This is a genomic window from uncultured Brevundimonas sp. (assembly GCF_963977465.1).
Taxonomy (GTDB): Bacteria; Pseudomonadota; Alphaproteobacteria; order Caulobacterales; family Caulobacteraceae; genus Brevundimonas.
The window spans coordinates 671875-697418 of record NZ_CAXBOQ010000001.1; the positions used below are offsets into that span (position 1 = coordinate 671875).

A 25544-nucleotide genomic window follows, 5' to 3' on the forward strand; every position below is an offset into this window, starting at 1 on the left:
CAATGGCGCGCGCGCTCTTCGGCCCGATCCTGATTTCCAATAGATGGACAGGATTTGCCAGATGAACCTGCAACGAGCCTCCGCATCAGATACACCGGCTTCAGTGCCCCCGTCGATTGGCCTCGCACCGGCATTGGCCCGTCCGGAAGAAATTGTACGCCTCGTGGAATCGAGCCTTCGATACGGTCGGGCTGGCCATTTGCGTTTTCTGAGGGGACGCCTTCGGTCCAGAGAAGACGCCGAAGACGTTCTGCAGGAGTTCGCCCTGAAGGCCACGCAAGGCGCACGATACCTGACCAATCCCGGCAAGATCGATGCATGGCTCGGCACCGCCCTGCGCAATGCCCTGTTCGATCGTTACCGTCGAAATGCGAGCCGTTCCCGGCTGAACGAGGCCATGCTATCGGAGGTTCCCGTACCCGCCGGAGACGATGCGCCGGAGGGTCTGGACTGGGCGTTGCAGTGCCTGTCCGAAGCCTTGGGCGACCTCAGACCGGAGACCGCCCAACTCCTGCGGCGCGCGGAGCTCCAGCAGACCCCTCTCAAGGTGATCGCCCGTGAGATGCAGCTGACCGCCAACAATGTCGGCGTTCGCGTCCACCGCGCCCGCGCGGCACTCCGGCGACAGATGCAGGAGCGCTGCGGTGCCTGCCCTGAGCCCTGCGCGCTCGCGGCACGATGGAGACGAGCCATCGATGCGACGGGTCAGGCTTCGATATCGATCAAATCCCCATGTGAAGCGGCGTAGTCGAGTGCGTAGGCCAGTTCGCCCGCCGTCTCGGCATGCACTGTGAGCAGAGGCTGGCCCACTGCGACTTCCGTTCCCAGGCGCACCTGCATCTCGATGCCGGCCGCCTTCCGTTCGGGTGCCCCCGCCAGCTTGGCCAGGGTGGCGATCTGGCGGTTGTTGATCAGGATGACGCGGCCGGATCGGGTCGCATGAATTGGTGCCCGCTGGGCCGCGACGGGCGGCGTACGCATGCCACCCTGCGCTTCGCAGATCCGCTGAAACCTGACCCAGGCGCGGCCGTCGGCAATGACCGCTTCGGCAGTGGCGGCCCCCAGACCAGCCTCCGCCGCACCGGCGAGTTCGAGAGCAGCCCCTGCTAGCAGGCAGGCGCGTTGGCGAAGATCCTGCGGCGCTTCGGGCCTATTCTGCAGCACCGCCAGAACATCAAGCGCCTCCAGAGCCGGCCCGATGCCGACGCCGACCGGCTGACTCCCGTCGGTCTGAAGGCATCGCGCCTTCAGGTCGAACCGGGCCGCGATCTCGATGAGTCGCCGCGAAAGCTTCCCGGCCGCCTCAGTCGTACGCACCTTGGCGGTGGCGCCGACGGGAATATCCAGCACGACATGGGTGGAACCCGCCGCGATCTTCTTGGAAAGGACCGAGGCGATCAGCTGACCTTCGGTGTCCACATCCAGAACGCGCTCGACCCGGATGAAAATGTCATCGACAGGGCTCAGCCTCACGGCCCCGCCCCAGACGACGCACCCTCCCTCGGCTTCCACCACACGACGCATGGCGGGCAGATCTAGATCGACCGGTGCCAGAGTTTCCATGGTGTCGGCTGTGCCCGCCGGCGAAGTGATGGCCCTCGAGGATGTCTTGGGGGTAAGCAGGCCGCAGGCGGCAAGGATGGCCACCACGATCGGCGTCGTGCGGTTGCCCGGAAGTCCGCCGACGCAGTGCTTGTCCATGACCACGTCGGACGCCCAGCCGAGCTGCTCTCCCGCCCCGACCATGGCGCGTGTGAGGGCTACGGTCTCGGCATCATCCAGCGGCAGGACCGAGGTCGCGGTGAGAAAGGCGGCGAGATGGATGGGGGTATACTGGCCCGCGGCCACGTCCCGGATGATGCCGTCTATCGCTGTGTCGTCCAGCCTGGCACCGTAGATGCGTCGTCGCACGCTGGACATGGATTCGATCGCGGGCGCGTGCCGCACGGTGACGGGGTCACCAGCCTTTACGCCCAGCGCTTGCCAGGCTTCCTCGGAGAGCGCGGCCTCGTCCATGGCGAGAACGCCGCCATCCATCTGGTAGAGGGTAGCATAGACCTCACGGTCTCCTGACTTCAGCACGACCTGCGACCGGGCCGACAAACCCTCCGAGCGGCAGGCAGGGCAGTCCCGATGCATCAGTACGATCGATTCGTGCTGGGCGTGGAGGCCGAAGCGGCGCGCTTTCAGGGGCGCTGCCGCCTCGGGGGCGGTTTTGATCATGTCGCTCACAGGTCGTGACGCTCCATCATCCCGGGGATAATGCAGTCCCATCCGAGCCGGTCCTGGATCCGGACCCGCAAGGCGTCCGACGCATGGGGCTCGCCATGGACGATGAAGGTCTTGCGTGGCGGCCGCTTGATCCCCGACAGCCAGCGCAGGATTTCCTCGTAATCAGCGTGGGCCGAAAGCATCGGCAGGGTGGCCACCTCCGCGTTGATCGGAACCCACTGGCCATGGATTTTCACTTCCTTGGCACCTTCGACCATCGACCGACCGCGGGTGCCGGCCGCCTGGTAGCCTGAGAAGAGTATGGTGTTGCGACGATCCGGACCGAAGGCCTTGATGTGGTGCAACACCCGGCCGCCCGTCGCCATCCCGCTCGCCGCCAGGATCACTTTCGGCATGGGACTGACGGTGATCTTCTTCGACGCCTCGACATCCCGCACATAGGTGGCGATCCCGCACACGGCATCGCAGACGTCGCGCGGCATGCGATGATCCTGCAGGTGCGCGCAGAGGAGGTCGGTCGCGTTGATCGCCATGGGGCTGTCCATGTAGATCGGCACCAGGCCGATGCGGCCCGCCTCCTTCAGTTGCCAGAGATGGTACAGCAGCGACTGGGCGCGACCGACGGCGAAGGTAGGGATGACAACTGTGCCGCCCCGCGCGGTGGTTCGCTCGATGACGTCCCCCAGGGTCTGAGTGGGGTCGTGCGGATCGTGGAGGCGATCCCCGTAGGTCGACTCGACCACGACGTAGTCAGCCTCCGTGACCGGCTCCGGATCGACCATGGTGGCGTCGCCGTAGCGGCCGAGATCCCCGGAGAACAGAATCCTCGTTCCGTTCCAGGTCACCTCGGCCGTCGCTGCCCCGAGAATGTGGCCGGCCCGGCGCAACATGAGGGTGGCACCGCCCGGCAAACGGACCTCTTGCTGGAAGGCCGTGGAAGAGAAACGCTCCACGGCGCGCTCTGCGTCGTGCACGCCGTAAAGGGGTAGCGCAGGCTTGTGCTTTGAATAGCCGTACCGGTTGGCGTTCTCGGCGTCCTTTTCCTGGATATGACCGCTGTCCCGCAGGATGATCTCGGCGACGTCCCGCGTCGCCGCGCTCGCCAGGATCGGTCCCCGAAAACCGTCCTTGACCAGTTTCGGCAAATAGCCCGAATGGTCAAGGTGGGCGTGGGTGAGGACTACGGCGTCGATGCTGGAGGGCTTGATCGGGAACGGATCCCAGTTCTGCTCCCGGAGCTTCTTCAGACCCTGAAAGAGACCGCAATCGACGAGGATACGGCGGCCATCCGATTCCAGCAGATGCTTGGAACCGGTGACTGTGCCTGCGCCGCCGAGACTTGTGAAGGTAATCACGATGTTGCTCCTTCGTATGTCATGCGGGTTGCAGGATGCGGGGATGAGCCTTGCCGGCCACGGCTGCGGCCTCCTCGAGCGTCAAGACCTCGTGCTGGTCAATACCCAGCAGTTCAGCCGCAGCGGCGACCGCGTGCGCCCAGGTGCAGCGGTTGGCGAATAGCAGGCCGGCCGTGTCGAGCGTTCCGCCGCGGCTCAGATAGCCGAGCGCCTGGGTGCGTTCCGGCCCTCCGTCGAGGCGGCGCAACAGGCCAAGCATCGGTTCCGGGCGGGTATGGGTGAGGATCAGACGGGGAAGACGCCGGGGAAAGAGTGCTTCGAGTTCCTCGGCCGAGGCCGCGTGGGCAGCTTCGATCTCGTCCCTTGGGACCCGGAACCGCCCGGGTTCGAGCAGGACCGTGACACAGGCGCGGCGACCGCTCTGATTGAGTCGCGCAGCTGCCGCCAGCGCCTCTCGCGCCTGGTAGGCACCGACCGCAACGATCTGAATTTCGGCACTGTCGAGATCCCCCTCGATCAGGGCTGCGCCGCGTTCCCAAAGATCCAGAGCCCCCTCCCCGCTGAATACCTCGGGCAAAATCCGTTTGGGCGTGATCAGACAGGCGACCTCGCCGCGCCGGCCGTAGACCCCGCGAAGCGCGGCAACGGCGCTGTTGGCATCTACAGGGAACAGCACCCGGGCGGTGTCCGACATCTCTCCGAACAGGGCTTCGGCAAGCGTGGGGTCCTGGTGCGACTGTTCGTTCTTGCCATTCTCCCAGGTGTGGGATGTGGCCAGGAGCGGGACGGCGAGCCATCCCGGAGCCTGACCGTTCTCGCGCTGATGGCGCGCGAAAATGATCTCCTGGCGCAGAAGACCCAGCATTTTCACGGCAAACGCTTCGTAGCTCACGATGAGATTGAGCCCGCCCTTGTTGCCGAGCGCGGCGCCCGCGACCGCCTCTTCATTGAGAGCGGTGATCACTGCCCCGTCGATCGCCTCGGCGACGCCGGCTTCCGGTCGGTTCACCCGGTGGCGAAGCCGGTCGAGCGTGCGCCCCATGCCGTTGCTTCGAAGCTCATCCGGATTGCCCAGGCGCACGCGCAGGTCCGGGTTGGCGTCGACGAATTCCACGAACCAGTTGTCGATCGCCTCCATCGGCGGCCTCGGCCCGTCCGACCAGTCCGGGACGGGCCTCATGGGCGTCGACGGTGCTCGCCGCGCGGCCGGATGGCTGCTCTCCAACGGCCGTCGCTGCAGACTATGGGTGGTTAGAGTCCCCAGTGCGGCTTCAAGTTCGCTTTTTTGCACGAACAGCGCCGCCGCCGCCGCGTTGAACGCGGCCCGCGCTTGCTCGCTTGTGCGCGGGTCGCCCTCCAGCGGCAGGTTATGCGCCCGGTTCGTACCGGCCCCGGGAAAGCCGAACCCCTTGACCGCCCGGGCGATCACATAGGGCAATGGCGCTGGATAGACCCGGTCCGGGTCCGCCTTGAAGCGCGCCATCCGCTCTTCGGAGTCGAGGATGGCCCACGCCACGGCAGCTGGATCGTGTCCGTCAATCTGGACCGGGTCGAAACCGTTCAGTCTCAAGTGTTGTTCGAGCCAGCACGCGCCGCCGTCCTGGGCGATCTCCGTGCGTTCCTCAATGCGGCGCCCGTTGAGGATCATGATCGGCGTTGCCAGACCGCTGTCCTCCGCCCGCCACCAGCGCGGAGACCAGTCGGAGCCGCGCTGCTCCTCGAAAGCACCGTCGCTGAGAAAGGCGACCAGACTCTCGCCGGGCAGCGGGATGTGGACGTATTCGAGCTCGGCAAACCCGAGGTAGCCGCCCTCCGAGATGGCCCCGGCGGTGTCCGGCCCGGCGTGGCTGCCGAGCGGCGTGGCGGGTCGACCGTCGGCTCCTATGGCATAGCTGTAGAAGTCCGAAACGAGCTGGGACAGGCCGGCGTCCGAACGGCTGTAGCGACCCTTCTGCCGGGGTGACACATCGCCGGTGAGGGCATTGACCGCCTCAATGGCGGCCACGCAGTGCCCCTGGCCCATGATCCACGACCGCGTGGTCCCGGACAGGGCGTTCGCCAGCAGATAGCCGACGAAGGCGGTGACCATGTTCAGTGATCCGCCGGTATGCCCCTCCGGAGGATCCTTGAAAGCCTCCGACGGCAAGGGGGCTCCCGACAGGTCGACCCGGCGTGCATAAGTCATGTGTGCCACAAGCCACATGCCGGCGCTCGCTAACCGATCGGCGGCGGCCACCAAGCGGTAAACCGACTCCTCGTCATGCCAGAGGCCGCGGCGGACGAGTCGCTGCGCCATGTCTTCGACCCGAGCGACGGTTTCAGCGCGTCGCGTCAGCGGCCCGTACCCGGATTTCCACATATCGTCCCTGGTGTCCGACATCATCACGCCTTGCGACAAACAGGCGGACATCCCGCCCGCTCCCGATATGACGCCCTCCCAGGGGATCGCTTACATCCTCACAGAGTGACGACCCGCAAAATGAAACGTGACGGTCGCGAACACCCATGCGTCACGGGCGAGCGTGACATGCGGCCAACGGTCTCCGCGCACTTCTGCCAAAGTGGGATACGTGGCTGGCTGAGAGTTGGACATAATCAGTCCCCTCCGCCCGCGTTTCCAGATTGTCAGGAACGTCGGACGGCGACGTGCGGCGCGCATCGCGGCTCCGCCGTCCCGCCCGCGAACAATCAACCCGGATGGCGCTCAAGCCAGGATTCCAGTTCCACGACTTCTCGTGTCTGTGCGTCAATAACGGCCTGCGCCATACGGCGGGCCTCCACATCCGTCGCATCACTCGCCAGAAGAGCCCGCGACATCGCGATGCCTCCCTGATGGTGGGCGATCATCTTGCGCGCCCAGATCCGCTGAGTGTTCACATCGGTCGCCATCATCATGGCGCGGTGCATGCCCATCTCAGCCTCAGAGAAGGCCGTCCGGGGCATGCTCATCCCCGGGGGCATGGCATGATCCTGGCCCATCATGCCGTGACCGTCGCCGGCGTGTGGCATGCTCATCCCGGCCATCGGCCGATCCGGCATCGCCGTTCCGGAGTCCGCGGCGGTGGCGGCGCACCCGGTGGCACCGAGGAGGGAAAGAATCGACAAGGCGACCGCAGGCCGCCTGACCGAGCGTTGAGTGACTTTAAACATGGAGGTGGATCCTTTGGATCGCGCCACCTGCCAGCAGGACGTGACGTCCGTATCGCGGCGGCTTCTGATTCAACGAACACCGGCGTGCTTGGTTCAATTCAGCTGTCAAAGCGCGCTTGCGGTCGAACGGGGACAGGATGGGCCTAGCATCCGGGGCAGGCCGAGGCTGAGCACGACGCCAATCCCGGTCAATGTCGACATGATGAGGAACGACGCGCCCGGCAACCAGGCGACATCGTACAACAGGCCCCCCGCGGCCGAACCGACGGCCGCCCCCAGGCTTGCCGCGGCGGTTTGCCTGCCGAGTTGGGCCCCCTGCGCCCTGCCGGCACGGCTGGAGATCCAGTAGACTAGGATCGGCGTCAGTATGCCGGCGCTTGCCGCCACCGCTCCGATCACCACGAGCATCCAGCTGAAGTTGGCGGCATGAGGCAGCAAAAACAGTCCGAGCGTCAGGACGACCAGGGCCGGCGCGATCATCCAGCGGGTGGTTGAGGGTTTGACCCAGGGCGAGAACACCATGGCTTGCACCGCGATCATCACCACGCTGCACTCTGTGAACATAAGGGCGATCTGGGTCGTGCTCATGCCCAGTTCCTGTTTCCCTCGAAGCGACAAACCGACCTCGAACACCCCGACCCCGGCGGCGACGATGAACGCCAGAATCAGCAGTTTGGGAATCAGCCAGCGACTTGTCGGCGCCACAGTCGAGTCGGGCCTGCTCACCTGTTCCCTGTGCCTGGTTCGCGGCAAGACGAAAACGGCGGCACCGGCCACGGCAAAGGCGAGAACGGCGGTCGCGCCCAACGGAAACGCCAGCGACCCCATCGGATCGCTACTCGAGACCAGGTCCGCGGCAGCGCTAGCGATGAACACGCCCAGCATTGGCCCCAGCAGGAATCCCGAGATGCCCGACAGGCTGACGAATGTCAGGCGGCGCGCCCGCGCCTCCTCGGTCGCCGCCAGATCGCCGATGGTGGCCAACGCAACTGGTGTAACCGCCGCGGCGAACAGGCCGCTCAGAACCCGTTCCGCATAGACGGCGACGAGGCTCTCAACGAAGGCGAAAACCAGCATGGTGGTGCCGAAACCCACAAGCCCGATCAGCAGGATCGCCCGGCGTCCATATCTGTCGGACAGGCGGCCCCACATCGACGCGAAGAGAAACAGCGACAGCATGTAGAGGCCTGTCAGCAAGCCGGTTGACCGGGAAATCTCCCCGGCCTCCGCCCCCGCGCCCAGCAGCCGCTCGATGATGAACGGCAGCAGCGGAAGGAGAACGCCGAAGCCCATAGACACCGTAAAGACCGCGGCCATGAGAACGACCATCGTCGCGGTCGGTATACCCGACGGAGCGAGGTCTTTCATGCGGCCGCCGTCGCTCCTGCCGTCGGTAACGTGGAGGCCGCGGGCGCCTCGCCTGGGCGGTGGATGCCGGTCAGTTTGGTCCGCTTCAACATCAAGGCGTTGATCGCCACAAGCGCCGAACTTCCGGACATGGCGATGGCGGCAATGCTGGGGCCGAGCAGGAAGGGATAGAGGACGCCGGCGGCCAGCGGGAAGGCGATGACATTATAGCCGACCGCCCACCACAGGTTCTGATGCATCTTCCTGAGCGTGGCCCGTGACAGTTCGATGGCACCCACGACGTCGAACGGGTCGCTCCTCATCAGCACGATGTCAGCACTCTCCATCGCGACATCGGTGCCTGCGCCGATGGCGAAGCCGACGTCGGCCTGGGTCAGGGCCGGGGCGTCGTTGACGCCGTCGCCGACCATCCCGACCTTCTTGCCTTGCGCCTGGAGCTCCTTGACCTTGCTCGCCTTGTCGCCGGGCAGGACGTCAGCGAACACGCGGTCGATACCGAGCCCCTTGGCGATCCGTTCGGCCGTCCCCTGGTTGTCCCCGGTTAACATGATGACCTCCACGCCACGCGCGCGCAGCGCCTTGACGGCTTCTATCGCCGTCGGTCTCACCGCATCGGCGATAGCAATCAGGCCCACCGGCTTACCGTCCACGGCGAGATGAACGACGGTCCGCCCCGCGCCCTGCAAGGCTTCTGACTCCGCGCCGAGGTCACCCAGGTCGATCCTGTTCTCGGTCATCAGCCGCTTGTTGCCGAGTAGCGCCGTCTTGCCGCCGACCTTTGCCCGGGCACCCTTGCCCTCAATATTGGTGAAGTCGGTCGCCTTGGGCACCTTTACATCAGCGGCCCGGCGCAGGATCGCCTGGGCCAACGGGTGATCCGATCCGGCCTCCACGGCCGCAGCCGCGGCCAACAGCTGGTCCTCGGTCGCGCCCGGGGCCATCACCAGACCGACCACCTCCGGCTGTCCCATCGTCAGCGTGCCGGTCTTGTCGAAGATGATGACGTCCAGCTTGGTGGCCTCCTCCAGCGCCGATGCATTCTTGAACAGGATACCGTTTCGGGCACCGAGGCCGGTGCCGACCATGATCGCCATGGGTGTCGCCAGGCCCAGCGCGTCGGGACAGGCGATGACGAAGACGGTAATGGTCAGGCTGACGGCGAACAGCAGGGGCTGGCCGATGACCCAGAACCACACCACGAAGGTCAGCAGCCCGACGAGAATTGCAACCCAGACCAGCCATTGCGCCGCGCGATCAGCCAGCAGTTGCGCCGGTGCCTTGGAGTTCTGAGCCTCCTGAACCAGCTTGACGATCTGAGCCAGCGCGGTTTCCGCACCGACCTTGGTGGCGCTGTACCGGAACGTGCCGCTCTTGTTGATCGTTGCACCGATAACAGTGTCGCCTACCTTCTTCTCCACCGGCATGGATTCGCCGGTCAGCATTGATTCATCGACGAGCGATGCGCCTTCAAGCACTGTTCCATCGACCGGGATTTTGTTCCCGGGGCGGATCACCACCGTATCGCCCGCGATAACCTCGGCGGTCGGCACCTCCTGTTCCTTGCCGTCGCGCAAAACGATCGCCGTTGGGGGAGTCAGGTCCATCAGGGCGCGGATGGCCTCGGACGCTCCCGCCCTGGCGCGCATTTCAAGCCAGTGACCCAGCAGGATGAAGACCAGCAGGATGGATGACGCTTCATAAAAATGCTGGCCGCCGTAGATGAAGGTGGAACCCGCGCTGAAGAAATAGCCCGTGCCCACGCTCAGAACGACGAGCACTGCCATATTGGCGACACCGTTCCGCAACGAGCGCCAGGCCGCGACGATAAACGGCCAGACCGGATAGAGGATGGCACCGCTGGCCAGGACGAACAGCAGGAGGTCGAGTCTCAGGCCGAACGGAGGTGGAATCCGGATGAAGTCCATGCCCATCGGCGAGAACCCGAAGATGAGCACGCTGAACCCCAGCGCTATCCAGAACCGGTTGCGCATGTCGCGCACCATCGACTGCATGTCCTTGCCGGACCCGTGGCCCATTTCGTGGGCCATGGCGTCCTTCTGCGCCTTGCCCCGGGCGGCGTCTTTCCCCTTCGTCGTCACCGGCTCCACCGGGACAGTTGTGCTCCCCCCATGACCCCCATGCGCCCCATGCGCGTCGGCAGTCGCGGGCCCGGCACGCTCCGGGCCGCCCTTGGCCGGCGCGGGGTGGTCCTGGCAGACATGTTTGGGCAGGGATTCGCCAGCGCAGTGAAAGCCGCATGCCTCGATCGCGGTCCTGATCGCCGACAGGCTGGTCCTGGACGCGTCGTAGGCGACCGTCGTGGAACCGGAAACCGGGTTCACCGACACACGGCCGACCCCGTCGATACGGCCCAGTTGTCGCTCGATCCCTCCGGCCCCGAGGACCGAGAACAGATTGCCGACGTCGAGTGTGCGGGTGGTCATGGCTGCGTTCCGTCTGGTGACGAAGGATCCGAAGGATGCCCCGTTTGATTGTTTGCACCCCGCCCTGGAGCGACGGGCTGTAGCCGTCGCGTCCACATTGGGAGCGGGTTTCTAGGTAGTCCGGGGCCCGGCCTCGGCGAACAGACAGCCTTCAATACCCATGGCCAGATCTGTTGCGGCGATCGAACGTCGGCCCGATGTCTCGCGCCCGTCGAGTGCCCTGATAGCGTCGATGGTTTCCGGCACGACGATCGCCTGATTGTCGACCATGTAGGCGTAGAAGAGTTCATCGCCCTGCACCTTGAGCATGTCGGCCCAAAGCGCCACTTCATAGAGATCGCTGCGAGATCGACCCCGATCCGCCATCAACTCCTTGACGGCGTTGAGAGCGTCCAGACTGTACTCGTCCTTCATCAGCAGAATGCGGGACGAGGATCGCAAGGCGTCGAGCACCTCGTCCTTGTCCGCCGGCCGGGTCATCTGGATCGACCAGTAGTGGAGATGGGCGATCGTCTCCGGAACCCTGACGGCCATAGTCACTACGTCGAGGTCCGGATCGACGGTTTGGGCGTCGGGACCTTGGTGACTGGGAATTTCGGGCTCCGGAACGAGAGTATTCATGATGCCGCCAAGGTGGCTTTCCCACGGATCGGTCGCGCGGCGAAGCAGGACGCCGCGGGCCCGGAGGAGCAACCCTGCGCGTTTCAGCGCACTCAGCGTGCGCACTGTCGCGGTGGTGTTGCAGGAGACGACCCGGGTCGCCTCGCGCCCGACCGCAGTCTCGAAATTGGCCTCCGCGACGAACGAATGGCCGGTGACCGCGTGCTTCTCTCCGCCCTGCAGGACGAACTTCAGTCCCCGGTCCCGGTAGAGCGGGACATTATCGGCCGCCACCCGCTTGGGCGTGCAATCGACGATGACATCGGCCTCATCCAACAGATCGTCGAGTCGACCGGCCGTCGGCACGCCCTCGGCACGAAGTTCATCGTGTGCCTGGGGCGTGGCGGCGAATAGCGGCACACCCCGGTCCTGAAGGACACGCGTGCGCCAGTCCGTCGCGACGTCAGCGACCCCTACCAGGGTCATGTCCTTCTGGGCCCGGACCGCATCGGCGACCCGTTTGCCGATTACGCCGTATCCGTTCACGGCGACCCGGGTTGGTTTGGTCATGACGACATCTCTCCTGTGAGTTCACAGAACAGGAGATGAGCAGGTCGCGCCTTGATCCTGATCAATGTTTACCGCGCCGGCGCATGTCAGTCTGGGCTGATGATGAAGGATATCAGAACCAAATTACGGATAACCGTGAATCCGTCATCATGGGTGGATGGCTGTGAATGTTGACCGCGGCCATCTTCGACGTCGATGGCGTCCTGCTCGCATCGCCTCATGAACGCGCGTGGCGTGAGGCGCTTGCCGGCTTAGCCGAAACAGAGCGCTTCACGACGGCGATGTATCAGTCCCAGATCGCGGGCAAGCCACGACTCGACGGTGCTCGAGCGGCGCTTGAGGCCTTGGGTGTGAACAATGCCGTGCGCCACGCCGGTGCCTATGCCGAACGCAAACAGGCGCGGCTTGAAGAGCTGATGCGGACCGACGCGATCGCAGCCTTCCCGGACGCCTTGCGTTTCATCGAGGGGGTCGCCGCGCTCGGTTGGTCCATGGCTGCCGCCTCATCCTCCAGGAACGCCACCGAAATGATGCGGTCGATCCGCCTGAGCACCGACCAAACCCTGCTCGATGTCTTCCAAGTCAATGTCTCCGGTCGAGAGGTGAAGCACGGCAAGCCGGACCCGGAGCTGTTCCTGATCGCGGCGGCCGAACTCGGCGTGTCGCCGACCCGGTGTCTGGTTGTCGAAGACGCTCCGGCCGGCATTCAGGCCGCTCGCGCGGGCGGCATGACGGCGCTCGGCGTGGCTCGGCTGGGCGACGCAGATCAGCTCCGGGCCGCAGGTTCGCATCTGGTGGTTGAAACCCTAAACGAGATCGCGCTGGTCGAACTTGCGCAAGGCCGGCTCAAGGCTCGAACACCGTGAAGGACCCAGCCACCATGAAACAGGCGCTTGAGCCAACGGCGGACGCTGCATGGGTTCTTGTTGACGACGGCTGCGACGCGCTCCGGGAGAGCGATCGCGAAACCCGCTTCACCGTCAGCAACGGTTTCCTCGCTACCAGGGCCTCCCGAGCGATCAATCAATCACCGCGGCACACCGCGCCGCCGAGCACCTATGTCGCCGGGCTGTTCGATACGCGCAATACCGAGCGCCCGGTGCCGGAACTTATCCCCGGGCCGGACTGGGTGCAGGTCCGGGTTTCCCTGCCGGGAGGACAGCTTGTCCAGCATTTCGGCCCCGGGCCGTCACACCCGTTGACGCTCGATATGCGGCGAGGCCTGTTGCTCACCGAATGTCGCCTGGTGGAAGGGGCCGCCGTGAGCCTCCGGCTGCGCCTGCTGCGACTGGCCTCACAGGACCAGCGGTCGCTTGGTCTGCAGCTCCTTCGCCTGGAGACCGAAAAAGGCGAGATAGAAATCACACTCGAAGCCTCCACGGACGGGTTCGATAGCGATCTCACGTCCGAGCGTCTTGAGAACGAGTTCGGCGTGTGGCGCACCCATCTTTCCGGAAAAGGCCTCGCCATGGCCGCCGCTGTTGCCCTGCGGATCGACGGCCAGAATATTCCTCCGACCTCACTCGCCCCGTTCAGATGGTCCTGGACCTGGAAAACGCGACCGGGACAGGTCGTCTGCTTTGACCGGATCGTCGCCCTGTCTCGAAGTGACGCTCGCGACCAGGACCCAGGCGAGCGTGCGCGGGATGATCTCGACGGCGCTCGGGAAAAGGGCTGGCGTAGCGTTGTCCAGAAACATGAGACGGCCTGGGCGGCCCGCTGGTCGTGTAGCGACGTCAAGGTGCAAGGCGACGTTGCAGCGCAAAAGGCGCTTCGCTTCGCGGTCTACCATCTGAACAGCGCAGCCAACCCGGAAGATCCGCGGGTCTCGATCGGTGCCCGGGCCCTGACCGGAGCCGATTACCGCGGGCATGTATTCTGGGACACCGAAATCTTCCTGCTGCCCTTCTATATCCTGACCTGGCCGGAGGCGGCCCGGTCGCTGCTGATGTTCCGCTTCCATACCCTGGACGGTGCGAGGGCCAAGGCCGCTGACCGGGGCTGGCGGGGTGCCTTTTACGCATGGGAATCCACGGATACCGGCCTCGAGACGACACCCGAACAGGTCGTCGGTCCGGACCGGCAGATCGTCGACATTCTCACCGGTGTCCAGGAGCAGCACATCAGCGCTGACGTCGCCTATGCCGTCTGGCAATATTGGCAGGCAACAGGCGACGATGAGTTCCTGATCACCGCCGGTGCCGAAATCCTTCTTGAGACCGCTCGCTTCTGGTCGAGCCGGGCCCAGCTCGAAGCGGACGGCCTTCACCATATTCGCGGCGTCATCGGCCCGGACGAGTATCACGAGACCATCGATGACAATGCCTTCACCAATGTCATGGCCCGCTGGAACATTCGCAGGGCGCTTGAAGTCACAGCCTTGCTGCGGGAGCGGTGGCCGGATCGGTGGGCCGCCCTCTCCGGCCGCCTCGGGCTGGTCGAGGTCGAGCTGGAACATTGGCGCAGCGTAGCGGACGCCATGGCGACCGGTCTGGATTCAGACACCGGTCTGTTCGAGCAGTTCACGGGCTATTTCGATCTCGAGGACGTGGACCTGTCGGCCTATGCGGGTCGCTCCGTCCCGATGGACGTCGTTCTTGGCCGGGAAAGGACCCAGCGGTCGCAGGTCATCAAACAGGCCGATGTCGTGGCCCTTTTGGCCCTTCTGCCTGAGGAATTCCCGGGCAAGACGGGAGCGGCGAACTTCCGGTACTACGAGCCCCGTTGCGGTCACGGCAGTTCGCTGAGCACAGCGATGCACGGCCTGGTCGCTGCCCGTCTTGGCGATACCGAGATGGCCCTGGACTATTTCCACAGGACGGCAGCGATCGATTTAGCCGACACCAAGGTGGCGATCGGCGGCGGCATTCATATCGCGGCCCAGGGCGGCTTGTGGATGATGACGGTTTTTGGGTTCGCGGGGCTGTCGCTGCGGAGCGACGGCGTCGCCCTGGCACCGCACCTGCCAGGGAATTGGTCCAGCCTGGATTTCAGCATGGAGTGGCGAGGCCGGCACCTGACTATCAACATCAACCAGGCCGACCATCGTCTCTACGCGACGCTGCAAGCGGGCGAGCCGATGATTCTCACGGTCCACGGGCGAGCGCATAAGCTCAGTCTCGACCAGGCGCTTGTCGCCGACCTCGGAGGAGCGGCTCCAAAATGACACGTCACCCTCTGGAACGCTCGTGAAGTTCGCGCAAGTCACGCCGCTCTATGAGACCTTGCCCCCGAATCTGTATGGCGGCACGGAACGGGTGGTCGCCCACCTGACCGACGCCCTGGTTGAGCTGGCCCATGACGTCACCCTGTTCGCCAGCGCCGATGCAACGCCGCGCGCGCGACTGATCCCGGTGCGCGATCAGGCCAAGCGACTGGATCGGGCCCCGCAATGGCCCGCCGGGATCTGGACGTCTATGCGGATCTGTCGCCGCAACGGCCCTTTGCCCAAGATCTGCCGGGTATCGCGGACATCGCCTGTTACTCGACAACACTCATCGACCGCAAAGAGGCCGGGGAGAACTGCGCCAATGCCGTCGCTGGCCCACTCACAGCCACGATTAGGTCGTTGTCCGATAGGCAAGTTGTGCTTCTTGTCTGACACTGCGGTCCATCATCCGTAACTGGACAGGGTATGGTTTTCGCTCCATGGGGATTGGCGCAGGTGAAAGCGCTATGGAACAGAATGACCATCTTGGGCAGGCGCGAGACGTGACGGAATTTCCCTTCGGTGCGGATTTTCAGTCGATCCTGTCACTGATCGGCGACGGCGTCGTGAGCACCGATCACACCGGTCGCATTATCCTGTTCAACCGAGCAGCCGAAGATATCTTCGGGTACACCAGCGACGAAGTTCTGGGTGGCTCGATCGATGCACTGGTCCCGACGCGCTTTCATGATCGGCACCGCGAAGACGTGGACCGCTTCTGTTCGTCCAACGCGCCATTGCGCAGATTCATGGGGGAAGGGCGAGAGGTCCTTGGACGACGCAAGAACGGTGAAGAACTCTCGATAGAAGCAACGCTTTCGCGGCAGATGATCGGCGGACAGCACATCGTCACAGTGGTTATCCGGGATGTCAGCGCTCGAAAGACAGCGGAGAGGCACCGCCAGCTAGTAGCGAGCGAGGTTGCGCATCGCCTGAGGAATACAATGACGGTCGTCAATTCGATCGTGACCCTGAGCGCCCGACGGGCGGCCTCTGTCATTGAATTCAAGGAGGCGGTCCTGGGTCGTTTCGAAGCCATCTCAAGGACGAACGATGCGCTGGTCAGCGGCTCGTCGACGGACGTCAGTTTTCGACTTTTGCTGGAGTCGGAACTGGCACCCTACCGGGACGATGACAGCAAGATTACGCTCACCGGACCAGACATCGCTCTTGACGGACAGGGCGCTGTCGCCCTGGCGCTGGTCCTGCACGAACTCGCGACAAACGCGGCGAAGTATGGCGCGCTTTCGACGTCTGCCGGGCGGCTAAACGTGGACTGGAAAGTTCCGGTAGACGCGCCGCCTCTTCTTGATGTGACCTGGCAGGAACGCAACGGACCACTCGTCGCCCCGCCGACGAGACGCGGGTTTGGCAGCGAGTTGATCGCTCGCAGCCTGGGGGTCCATGGCGGAACGGCGATTTCGTCCTATGCCGCCTCCGGTGTCGGCTGCAGCATTCGTTTGCCGCTGACCGGTGCCCCCCCCTTGCCGCAGTAGGTTGACACCGGATAGCTCCTGACGCGTGACGTCGTTCCGGCTTTCCGGAGACCGCGACGATGGCGATTCAAAACATCTGGCACAGAACCGCCGTGTCCGAAGCCAGAACCATGGCTGAAGCAGTTTCCGGCGAATCCAGGGGCCGAACCAGGCTGATGCTGTCGCAGCCATGGCTGGAACCGAGCCTCAGTACTTCTGCGACCAGGGCGGCGGCGACGGACCGTGGGTTGGAGGCATCAAAACTGATCAGACGCTCGATCTGCACCGAGGGCCCGGCCGCAATGCAGATCGATAGCGAATAGATCAGCAACCCCTTCAGCCTCTGCGCCGCGTCCCGGGCCAAAAGAATCCCGCCGGTCGATGCCGGATGGTCCAAATGGTGCAGAGTGATCGATCGCCAGCCCGCCATGGTCAGGTCGGGATATCCCAGTCGCGCCAGGGTGAAGCTTTCGTCGACTGCAGTGCGGCTTAGGCGGGTTACGACCACGGCTGTCATGGCGTGAACCTGGAACCCTCATACCGACGGCGCATTGATTCAGCTCAACTTCAAACTGGAATCGGATCCCCGCCTGCATCATGGGTGCCAGGAAGATACCCTTGCTGGCCTTGCTCTCGCTCCCATTGGAGTGCGCAGGTCGACGGCTGGGGCAGGCCTGTCCGAGCTGCGGTGCCGTTGCGATGCGGGTCTGTGGCAGCACGGCGGATGCGTCCCTGGCGCGACTCGAGGCCTTGGCCGAACCGATATTGCTTGACGCCGGAGCCGTTCTCATCCGTGAGGGCGACGAAGCCCCCCACATCTTTAATATCACCTCGGGATCGGTCCGGGTCTTCAAGCGTCTGCCCAATGGTCGTCGCCAGATCATCGGCTTCCTTTTTCGGGGAGACTTTCTCGGTCTGGCGATCGGCGACGAATATGTGTTCACCGCAGAAGCGATGGAACCCTCGTCGGTCTGCCGGTTCAGAAAGACAGCGTTCCGGGCTCTGGTCCAGGACGACCCGCCGCTGGAGCACGCCCTGCTCAACCGCACATCCCACGAACTCGCGGCGGCCCAGAACCAGATGTTGCTGCTCGGGCGCAAGACGGCGATCGAGCGGCTGGCCTCCTTCCTGCTCGATCTTCCGAACCATGACCTGTCCAGGCCGGCCGGAGCGGGTCATGTACGATTGCCCATGACCCGCGGCGAAATCGCCGATTATCTCGGTCTGACCATCGAAACCGTCAGCCGATCCATAACCCGGCTCAAGACCCAGGGGGTGATCCGCCTGGTGTCGCAAACTGATGTGCTCGTCGAACGGCCTGATCTGCTGCGAGCGCTCGCGGAGGGCGAACCGTGACCCGACGCCCTTGAGGCAGATCAAGGTGATCAACTTCACGAGGTGACATCCAAGGCCTTCAAGGAGCGCCCGAGATGTCGACTGTTGCGATCACTCCCATCTACCCGTCTATCAACGATCCAGCCGTGAACACGATCATCGTGGTGCTCGCCCGGGAACAGTTGACGTCGATCGCCGATAACCGGCGGGACGGCCAGCCGCAAATGTCCACCGCTGACCAAATCCGCGCCCAGGCCTGAACCATGCGGAGCGTCGAACAGCAGCGGGTCGCTATCGTCGGTGCCGGCCACGTCGGGGCCACCGCCGCCTACGCCCTAATGCTCAGAGCCATCTGTCGCGAGATCGTGCTGATCGACAGCGACCCTACCCTGGCAGCGGCGGAAGCGGCCGACCTGTCGGACGCCAATGCGCTTGCCCGGCCGGCCCGAATTTGGGCCGGAACCTATGAGGACGCCGCTGCTGCTCAGATCGCCGTTCTCACTGCCGGCGCGGCGACCCATGGGGCGGAAAGCCGGTTGTCGGTGGTGTCCCGCAGCGCAGCCATCGTCACCTCCTGCGTGGACGAGCTAATGGCCGCCGGGTTCGCCGGTATCCTCCTCGTCGCGGCCAATCCGGTAGATCTGATGACGATCGTGGCGCTGCAGCGCTCCCGGCTCACGGCCAACCGCGTCATCGGCACCGGCTCCCTGCTAGACACGGCGCGGCTCCAGCAGGCCCTCGCGGTCCGCCTTGGTGTCGCCCCCGGTTCGATCGACGGCCTGGTTCTGGGTGAACACGGAGACAGCGAAGTTGCGGCCTTTTCAACCGTTCGCGCCGGAGGGCTAACGCTCGACCGGTTCTACGCGACGGATCAGGACCTGGAACGGCTCCAGATCGCCACCGAGGTTCGGGAGGCCGGCTACCGGATTGTCCAGGGCAAGGGGTACACTTCTTTTGGAATCTCGACGGCGATCGTGCGTATCTGCGAAGCCATCCTGCGCGACGAGCATGCCGTCTTGCCCGTCTCGACGCTGCTGACCGGCCAGTATGGCATCACCGATGTTTGCCTGAGCTTGCCGTGCGTGCTCGGAGCCATCGGCGTCGAGCGTGTCCTGTCTCCCGACCTCAGTGCGGAGGAAACCAGGGGATTGTTGGCGTCAGCGACGACACTGCGAGCCGCCCTCGCCGCCACGCAGAACCCGCCCGACCGTTAAAGCCGGCCGGCGCGGGACGATTCAGCGTCGAAACGCGGATATTTCCAGAGTCGTCCAGCGTCCGGTGCAAGCCTGCACCGTCTACGCCGGATCGTCAGGCGTCGGCGAGAAGGATCTGGTCTGTTCCTCGGCGTCAGCGCGTTGCTCGCGCCAAGGGCGCGCCCTACGGGCAATGATCCAGGTCAACGTTGCTTCAGGGTTAGACGCGATCGCCTGGGTCCCCGGCCGCCCCGGGGTCGGCCCAATGGAGCAAGGCTGACGAGGTTCCACCGTCAGTCCAGGCGATCACGTTGGACGCCGCCGCAGTTGGTCTCGACCGAGATGTTGTCGAAGGACAGTAGGGCCTCCGAGGAAACACGGCTGGGGGGCGCTTCGAGGCGTTGCGCTCGTGTCTGGGATTCGGATCGTCCGGCCATGACCGCACGGCCTCACATCGAGGTTTCAGCCGCGCTTCTCAGCTGGAAACCCAGGTCGCATCCCTTTGGACTGCCGTCCTGGCGTCGATCCGGATGACTGATTTCATCCCGGTCGGACGATCAGAAGCGTCGCCGCTCTTCAGGAAACCCTCATCGGGACCGGCGTGCGACTCTGTCGGAAGGGGGTAGCCACGGCAGTCTGACTGCCGTCGAACGCAATGTTGCGGAACCGGATCAGCAGACGGCACGCGAAGGCCGACGGACTGGCAGGTCTGCTAGGGCCGCGAATGGTTCTGAACATCGCGCAGGTAGGCGATCAGATCCGCGATCTCTTCCCCCTCCAGGGTGATTTGCGGCATCTCCCGATGTCCGTTGGTTATGCCTTCGGCAAAGGCTTCCTGAAGGTCCGTAACAGGATAGCGGACACCGAGGTGACGCAGCGGGGGAGCGGTTGGGCGCGGACTGTCGCCAGCCGGGCCGACGGCGTGACATGCCGCGCAACGGTTGTCCACGAGCGCCCTGCCTCGCGCCACGGCAGCCGCGTCCACTACTTCTTCCGGATAGTATCGGGCGGCATCGGCAGTGCCCGGAGCTTCGCGATATGCTGGACCGGCCGTGCATCCCATCAGCATCATTGCGCCGGTAATCGCGATTAAACGCAAAATGTCCTCCAAGCCGAGCATGGGCAATGCCTGACCTTGGATGGGGCACCCTGCATTGATCGAGATCAATGTCGGCGGGGAGAAACAGGCGGACTCCTAAACACCTGCACCAGAACGGAAACTCCATGACCGAGGTCATCACTCCTGCGATGCCTGAGCAACATGTCACTCGCGACGCGCTGTGCCCGGACGACCTTCAGAAAGCTCTGGTCGATCGGGGCTTCTACATCTTCGATCGACCCAGCGCGTTGCAGGCGGCCCCGCTGGGTCGACGTTGCCAGCTCGGCCACCGCGGATCGACCGAACCGCTACCCGGCCAGGTTCAAGCCATAGCCATCGCGGGCGGGTCGTATGAGGCTGCCTAGGTATCTGCAGGCCCCGCTTTTATTTCACCGGCCCTCAGGGTGGCTTGGTGCCCTACGGACCTATCTCGTGATCACCCTGATCAGCCATCTGACCTGGGAAATAATCCAACTTCCGCTCTACACCATCTGGTCGACCGCCAGCCCCCGCGAACTGGCGTTCGCGGTCCTGCATTGCACCGCCGGCGATCTCCTGATCGCCCTCGCCACCCTCATGGGCAGCCTGGCCTTGATCGGCGATCAGGACTGGCCGTTCCGGGGTCGTCTGAGAGTAGCCGGACTGACTGTGTTCGGCGGCTTGATCTACACGATCTTCAGTGAATGGTTTAACACTGGAATAAAGGGCACCTGGGCCTACTCCGACCTCATGCCGACCTTACCCCTGATCGGCACGGGACTGTCGCCACTGCTGCAATGGGTGTTGATCCCCATGTTGGCTCTGGCCGCGATGGGTCGCATTTCACAGGACGGCCCCGACGCGGACCCCTCGCCCCGAGACTGACCTGTTGGTGCTGACAGGCTGGTTGCCGCGCGTCTATTCCGGGGTGCCGATCACGTCGGCGACCGGAGGGGGATTCCATGCGGAGGGTCGGGCGCATCCTCCACGGGCTCAGCGTTTCAGGTCTGATTCAAGATGGCCACCGAAGCCGAAGCGCATCGCCGACAGTAGCTTCTCGCCGAAGGTGTGCTGTTCTCGCGATCGGAAGCGGGCAAACAGTGCGGTGGCCAATACGTCCGCCGGGACAGCTTCCTCGATTGCGGCCTCAACGACCCAGCGGCCTTCACCGCTATCCGCCACCTCCCCTGTGAAGCCGTCCAGGGTCGGATGGTCGGCCAGTGCTTGCGCGGCGAGATCCAGTAACCAGGAGGAGACCACACTGCCCCGCCGCCAGACTTCCGCGATGTCGGCCAGATTCAAGTCGAACCGTTCCACTTCGGGCAGGTTGGCGGAGGCCTTTCCCTGGAGAATGTTGAAGCCTTCGGCATAGGACTGCATCAGCCCGTATTCGATGCCGTTGTGGACCATCTTGACAAAATGGCCCGCGCCGACTGGTCCGGCGTGAACATAGCCCTGCTCGGGGCGGGGGTCCGCACCATCAAGCCGCCGAGTTGGCGATATCTCACCGACTCCAGGAGCCAGCGATTGCAGGATCGGATCGATCGCCGCTACCGCGATCCGATCACCGCCCACCATCAGGCAATAGCCGCGAGCCAGACCCCAGACGCCACCCGACGTACCGACGTCGATGTAGTTCAGACCTTGAACACGCAGTGCCGTGGCGCGGCGAATATCATCTCGGTAGTAGGTGTTTCCGCCATCAATCATGGTGTCGCCAGGGGCCATAGCCGATGCGAGGGCCTCAACCACTGACTCCGTCGGCGCTCCGGCAGGAACCATGATCCAGACGTGTCGCGGCGGAGGGAGCTGGCGCACCAGATCCACCAGGCTTTCGGCCCCGATGGCACCCTGATCGGTCAAGGCAGCGATGGCTCCGGGGTCAAGATCATGCACGACGCATTGGTGGCCATCGGCCATCAGGCGGCGCGCGATATTGGCACCCATGCGGCCCAATCCGACGATTCCTAGCTGCATTGCGGGACCTCAAAAGTCGGCGCGATCAAAATGGCGGGGGTCATGCGGCTTGTCATTGAGGTGAAAGTTCCACGAGGGAGACGCACAGACCCTCGATCGCCGGAGCGGCTACCGGAGCCGGCCGGCGGGCTGGTGAACAGGCCCGGGAAAGCCGCGGGGCCTGAGAGGTGGAACGCCGTCCATATCGCGCCGGGCCCGAAGAGCCCGACCGTGCCGAATGCGCCGGTGCTTGCCACGCGGCAGGCGCGGAGGCGGGTCACGCGGTCGCCAGCTTGTATTCGGTCATAGTCGCTCCTCGACGCATGCGGCCTGAAGGCTCGCAGCGCGCTTTGGTTATGACGCCGAGCGATCCGAAAACTTACAGAGTCGCGAGCCGGTACCGCGGTCCGTGCAGACTGCGCGGAAACCTCGATTGTCTCACAGCAGGTCCGGCGGGATTTGCAGCCAGGCCAAGGCTCGCTCTGACGACTGGCGTCGCAGTAGCGCTAGATCGACCGTCGACGGGTCGCTCGCATGTAAGCCATGCCCGCCGCCCGCGTCTTAGGTTGGGCTGGCTCGCCCCGACACAATCTGAGAATGGAACGCGTCAATGGCCAAGATGAAAGCGGCAGTGTTTGTCGAACCCGGCAGGATTGTTCTGGATGACAAGCCTATTCCCGACGTCGGCCCCCTGGATGCTCTCGTGCGCATCACCACCACGACGATTTGCGGCACAGACGTCCACATCCTGAAAGGCGAGTATCCGGTCGAAAGAGGTTTGATCATCGGTCACGAGCCGGTCGGCATCATCGACAAGCTGGGATCCGCCGTCCAGGGCTTCAGAGAAGGACAGCGCGTGATCGCAGGCGCGATCACGCCCGGCGGCTATAGCAATGCCTGCCTCTGCGGCCATCATTCCCAGGATGGTGGGGCGTTCGGCCACGGGTGGAAGCCAGCGGGCGGCTGGAGGTTGGGCAACACCATTGACGGCTGCCAGGCCGAGTACGTCCTCGTGCCGGATGCGATGACCAATCTGGCCGTTGTGCCCGATAGCCTTACGGACGAACAGGTCCTGATGTGCCCTGACATCATGTCCACCGGCCTGAGCGGGGCGCAGAGCGGCGGCGTTCGAATCGGTGATGCGGTGGCCATCCTGGCCCAGGGGCCGATAGGTCTCTGCGCCACAGTGGGGGCAAGGCTGATGGGTGCCACCACCATCATCGCGGTCGATCGCCTGCCTGAACGACTGGCAATTTCGAAGAGATTGGGCGCTGATCACGTCATTGACGCCAGCGAGGTCGACCCGGTCGCGGAGATCATGCGGCTGACCGATGGTCGCGGCGTAGACGTCGCGATCGAGGCTCTGGGAACCCAGGCGACCTTCGAAGCGGCCTTGCGAGTACTTCGCCCAGGTGGCGTTCTCTCAAGCCTTGGCGTCTATTCGACCGATTTGACGATCCCGCTGAGCGCGTTCGCGGCGGGCCTTGGCGATCACAAGATCATCACCACTCTCTGCCCTGGTGGTAAGGAGCGTATGCGTCGACTGCTCGCGGTGATTGAGTCCGGGCGGGTCGACCTGAGCATGATGGTAACCCACCGCTTCAAGCTGGACGATATCGAACGCGCATACGATCTGTTTTCCAACCAGAGAGATGGTGTTTTGAAGGTCGCGATCACGCCCTGATCAGCGCGGGTCGGGAGTACTCTCAGCCCCGATCAAGAGCTTCCAGGGCTCGACGAAAAGGCGGTCTCACATGGCGCGAGCTCGTCATGCCCGCATCCTCGCTGCCCAGGGTTCAGCCTGTCGTTAAGTGGTGATCATTTGAGCCGAAATTCCTGGAGATTGCGGCTCCAGGGCACCGATGACATTGAATTTTATCGGATCCATCCCGGCTCCTGGCCGTCAGGTTCAAGCTGGAGGAGCTCTACGCTCAGCCTGTCGCGTCCACAACAGGTCCGACGCAAGCACGTGGCTGCGGCCAGGCAGTGGTAGGAAAGAGCTGGGTTTGGCTCAGCGGCCGTTGCACGTCCCGCGACACGTCTGGCTCTCCCAACCGCCCATCGGGCGATGCGAAAGAAGTTTCCGATCTGTAATGGCTGAGCTGCCTGTGCGTCTGGGTCGGTATCACCCCGCCAGCGATGTCAGCGCGTTCGTACATCGGCAGTGGCCATTTCAGCATCTTCTTGAGAGTTGGTTTTATGCCCCCTTCGGAAACCACACCCGAACCGCCTTACTACCGTGCGGGACGATCAAGACACCTCAAATGTTCAGCCTTCCGTCTGTGGCCGCTTCTGGCGATACCGCTGTCCATGCTGGCGACAGCAGCGGCTGCACAAGAGGTGATCTATGAAACAGACCGCGTGCGAGTCGAGGCAGGTCTTGATGCCGCGAGCGTCGTCTTCTTTCAACGCGATTCCTGGTTCGGCGAGGCGCAGGCCAACATCGGGGTCGAAAGCGGCACGTGGAACGAGTTTGCGATCGAGCCGCAACTTTACCTGACGATAAAGGATGTTTTAGGCGGAGAGCTGACCGCCGGAATTTCCGCAGTTGCCTCGCAGACTTTTGGCGAAAGCGCAGAAGGTTTTGCGGCAGGAATCGACGATCCGGGCGCTGTAACTCTTGAGAAACTCTACGTTGGTTGGAAAGCCAACTTTGGTGCCGATGATTTCGTTGAGATAATGGGCGGCGATTTTGACTATCAGATTGGCACGGGTTTCCTGATCAAGGATGGCGGCCGCGACGGCGGAAACCGTGGCGGCTTTTACCTTGGCGCGCGATCGGCCTCACGCGGAAGTGCGCTCGCGCGGCTCCAAAAGGGCAATCTGCTGCTGGAAGGGTTTTGGCTCGGCAACAATCCGGGGCGCGGCGGTATCAAGGCGCATGTTCGCGGCATCAATGCCGAATATACCTTTTCTGAGCGGGCATCGATTGGCGCGACCTATATCGAGGTCGCGCATTTCGACGACCCTGTCTCATGGGGCGTCGCCGAGCAGTTGAAAACCTACGACGTCAGGGGAGCGGTCTCTGTTACCGATCGGCTGACATTTTCTGGCGAATATGCGCAGCAGACCGGCGGAGAACACTACGAAGGCGACGGATGGTACGCACAAGCTACGTACAAGTTCGCCGACCTGCCTTTGGAACCTACGCTGAGCTATCGCTATGCGGTTGTCACCGGAGACGATCCGAGCACGCCGCAGAACGAGGCATTTGTTCCGCTTGCCTATGGTTTCACAGATTATGCTCAATGGTACCAGGGCGAACTGACTGGCAACTGGATCTTCGGTAACTCGAACCAGAAGACACATCTGGTCAAGGGGACCGCGTCACTCTCGCGAGCCGTGTCGATTACGACGATCTGGCTTGATGTCGCGCTCGACGATCCCCGCCAATTGGGCGTGGAAGACGACGACTTCGGCAATGAGTTCAACGTAATCCTGGATTGGGAGGCGAGCGAGCAGCTCTTCCTGTCTGCCGCGGTCGCCGTATTGGTCCCCGGTGCAGCCGCGAGGGAGTTCACCGGAGGCAACAACACCTGGGCCCATCTCATGCTTTACGCCAGCTTTTCGTTCTAGGAAT

The 25544-nt window shown here is 63.9% G+C and carries 21 protein-coding genes and 1 pseudogene; 12 read left to right on the forward strand and 10 right to left on the reverse strand.

The window, feature by feature from the left end; all coding sequences use genetic code 11:
- The first annotated feature begins 43 nt into the window (after nucleotides 1-43).
- Nucleotides 44-748, forward strand: a complete 705-nt coding sequence (locus AAC067_RS03550) for a sigma-70 family RNA polymerase sigma factor (RefSeq protein WP_339929587.1) — start codon at nucleotides 44-46, stop codon at nucleotides 746-748.
- Here the strand turns inward: AAC067_RS03550 and AAC067_RS03555 are convergent.
- From AAC067_RS03555 to AAC067_RS03585, 7 genes are all read right to left on the reverse strand, one after another.
- On the reverse strand, nucleotides 706-2223 hold the full coding sequence (locus AAC067_RS03555; protein ID WP_339929589.1) for a thymidine phosphorylase family protein: 1518 nt from the start codon (nucleotides 2221-2223) through the stop codon (nucleotides 706-708). The genes AAC067_RS03550 and AAC067_RS03555 overlap by 43 nt on opposite strands.
- Before the next feature lie 5 nt (nucleotides 2224-2228).
- Nucleotides 2229-3587 carry an MBL fold metallo-hydrolase gene (locus AAC067_RS03560; protein ID WP_339929591.1) on the reverse strand — a complete coding sequence of 453 codons (1359 nt, stop codon included), beginning with the start codon at nucleotides 3585-3587 and terminating at the stop codon, nucleotides 2229-2231.
- 19 nt (nucleotides 3588-3606) lie between these two features.
- Nucleotides 3607-5970 carry a xylulose 5-phosphate 3-epimerase gene (locus AAC067_RS03565; RefSeq protein ID WP_339929788.1) on the reverse strand — a complete coding sequence of 788 codons (2364 nt, stop codon included), beginning with the start codon at nucleotides 5968-5970 and terminating at the stop codon, nucleotides 3607-3609.
- A 305-nt stretch (nucleotides 5971-6275) separates the two neighbouring features.
- Entirely contained in the window at nucleotides 6276-6737 is a 462-nt protein-coding gene (locus AAC067_RS03570; protein ID WP_339929593.1) for a DUF305 domain-containing protein, read from the reverse strand.
- A gap of 105 nt (nucleotides 6738-6842) precedes the next feature.
- On the reverse strand, nucleotides 6843-8054 hold the full coding sequence (locus AAC067_RS03575) for an MFS transporter (RefSeq protein WP_339929595.1): 1212 nt from the start codon (nucleotides 8052-8054) through the stop codon (nucleotides 6843-6845).
- A gap of 47 nt (nucleotides 8055-8101) precedes the next feature.
- A complete protein-coding gene (locus AAC067_RS03580) occupies nucleotides 8102-10549 on the reverse strand; it encodes a heavy metal translocating P-type ATPase (RefSeq protein WP_339929597.1) in 2448 nt (815 codons plus the stop codon).
- Between the two features lie 111 nt (nucleotides 10550-10660).
- Nucleotides 10661-11719: a type II glyceraldehyde-3-phosphate dehydrogenase gene (locus AAC067_RS03585; protein WP_339929599.1), complete on the reverse strand. Its 1059-nt coding sequence runs from the start codon at nucleotides 11717-11719 to the stop codon at nucleotides 10661-10663.
- A gap of 167 nt (nucleotides 11720-11886) precedes the next feature.
- Here AAC067_RS03585 and AAC067_RS03590 point away from each other — a divergent pair, with 167 nt between their 5' ends.
- The 4 genes and pseudogenes from AAC067_RS03590 to AAC067_RS03605 all read left to right on the forward strand — a co-directional run bounded on the left by AAC067_RS03590 (nucleotide 11887) and on the right by AAC067_RS03605 (nucleotide 16423).
- The gene (locus AAC067_RS03590; RefSeq protein ID WP_339929601.1) at nucleotides 11887-12585 is read left to right on the forward strand and encodes an HAD-IA family hydrolase; all 699 of its coding nucleotides are present in this window, start codon (nucleotides 11887-11889) and stop codon (nucleotides 12583-12585) included.
- A 14-nt stretch (nucleotides 12586-12599) separates the two neighbouring features.
- Complete coding sequence (locus AAC067_RS03595) at nucleotides 12600-14885, forward strand: glycosyl hydrolase family 65 protein (RefSeq protein WP_339929603.1); 2286 nt, start codon at nucleotides 12600-12602, stop codon at nucleotides 14883-14885.
- A gap of 22 nt (nucleotides 14886-14907) precedes the next feature.
- Nucleotides 14908-15108 (forward strand): annotated as a pseudogene (locus tag AAC067_RS03600) (glycosyltransferase family 4 protein); the annotation flags it as partial.
- 286 nt (nucleotides 15109-15394) lie between these two features.
- Nucleotides 15395-16423, forward strand: coding sequence for a PAS domain S-box protein (locus tag AAC067_RS03605; RefSeq protein ID WP_339929605.1), 1029 nt, complete (start codon nucleotides 15395-15397; stop codon nucleotides 16421-16423).
- 67 nt (nucleotides 16424-16490) lie between these two features.
- Here AAC067_RS03605 and AAC067_RS03610 read toward each other — a convergent pair whose 3' ends face one another.
- Complete coding sequence (locus AAC067_RS03610) at nucleotides 16491-16919, reverse strand: hypothetical protein (protein WP_339929607.1); 429 nt, start codon at nucleotides 16917-16919, stop codon at nucleotides 16491-16493.
- Between the two features lie 182 nt (nucleotides 16920-17101).
- Between AAC067_RS03610 and AAC067_RS03615 the strand changes: the two genes are divergently transcribed.
- The 3 genes from AAC067_RS03615 to AAC067_RS03625 all read left to right on the forward strand — a co-directional run bounded on the left by AAC067_RS03615 (nucleotide 17102) and on the right by AAC067_RS03625 (nucleotide 18951).
- Nucleotides 17102-17758, forward strand: coding sequence for a cyclic nucleotide-binding domain-containing protein (locus tag AAC067_RS03615; RefSeq protein WP_339929609.1), 657 nt, complete (start codon nucleotides 17102-17104; stop codon nucleotides 17756-17758).
- 74 nt (nucleotides 17759-17832) lie between these two features.
- A complete protein-coding gene (locus AAC067_RS03620; protein ID WP_339929611.1) occupies nucleotides 17833-17997 on the forward strand; it encodes a hypothetical protein in 165 nt (54 codons plus the stop codon).
- 3 nt (nucleotides 17998-18000) lie between these two features.
- Nucleotides 18001-18951: an L-lactate dehydrogenase gene (locus AAC067_RS03625; RefSeq protein ID WP_339929613.1), complete on the forward strand. Its 951-nt coding sequence runs from the start codon at nucleotides 18001-18003 to the stop codon at nucleotides 18949-18951.
- Nucleotides 18952-19642: 691 nt separating this feature from the next.
- Here the strand turns inward: AAC067_RS03625 and AAC067_RS03630 are convergent.
- A complete protein-coding gene (locus AAC067_RS03630; protein WP_339929615.1) occupies nucleotides 19643-20050 on the reverse strand; it encodes a cytochrome c in 408 nt (135 codons plus the stop codon).
- Between the two features lie 104 nt (nucleotides 20051-20154).
- On the opposite strand from AAC067_RS03630, the gene AAC067_RS03635 reads away from it, so the two are divergent.
- Nucleotides 20155-20394, forward strand: coding sequence for a hypothetical protein (locus AAC067_RS03635; RefSeq protein WP_339929617.1), 240 nt, complete (start codon nucleotides 20155-20157; stop codon nucleotides 20392-20394).
- A gap of 67 nt (nucleotides 20395-20461) precedes the next feature.
- A complete protein-coding gene (locus tag AAC067_RS03640; RefSeq protein WP_339929619.1) occupies nucleotides 20462-20893 on the forward strand; it encodes a hypothetical protein in 432 nt (143 codons plus the stop codon).
- A gap of 108 nt (nucleotides 20894-21001) precedes the next feature.
- On the opposite strand, the gene gnd is transcribed toward AAC067_RS03640, so the two are convergent.
- Nucleotides 21002-21985: a phosphogluconate dehydrogenase (NAD(+)-dependent, decarboxylating) gene (gene gnd / locus AAC067_RS03645; protein ID WP_339929621.1), complete on the reverse strand. Its 984-nt coding sequence runs from the start codon at nucleotides 21983-21985 to the stop codon at nucleotides 21002-21004.
- A 589-nt stretch (nucleotides 21986-22574) separates the two neighbouring features.
- Between gnd and AAC067_RS03650 the strand changes: the two genes are divergently transcribed.
- Nucleotides 22575-23648, forward strand: a complete 1074-nt coding sequence (locus AAC067_RS03650; protein WP_339929623.1) for an NAD(P)-dependent alcohol dehydrogenase — start codon at nucleotides 22575-22577, stop codon at nucleotides 23646-23648.
- Between the two features lie 626 nt (nucleotides 23649-24274).
- Nucleotides 24275-25540 (forward strand): hypothetical protein, encoded by a 1266-nt coding sequence (locus AAC067_RS03655; protein WP_339929625.1) that lies wholly within the window; start codon nucleotides 24275-24277, stop codon nucleotides 25538-25540.
- Nucleotides 25541-25544 lie beyond the last annotated feature (4 nt).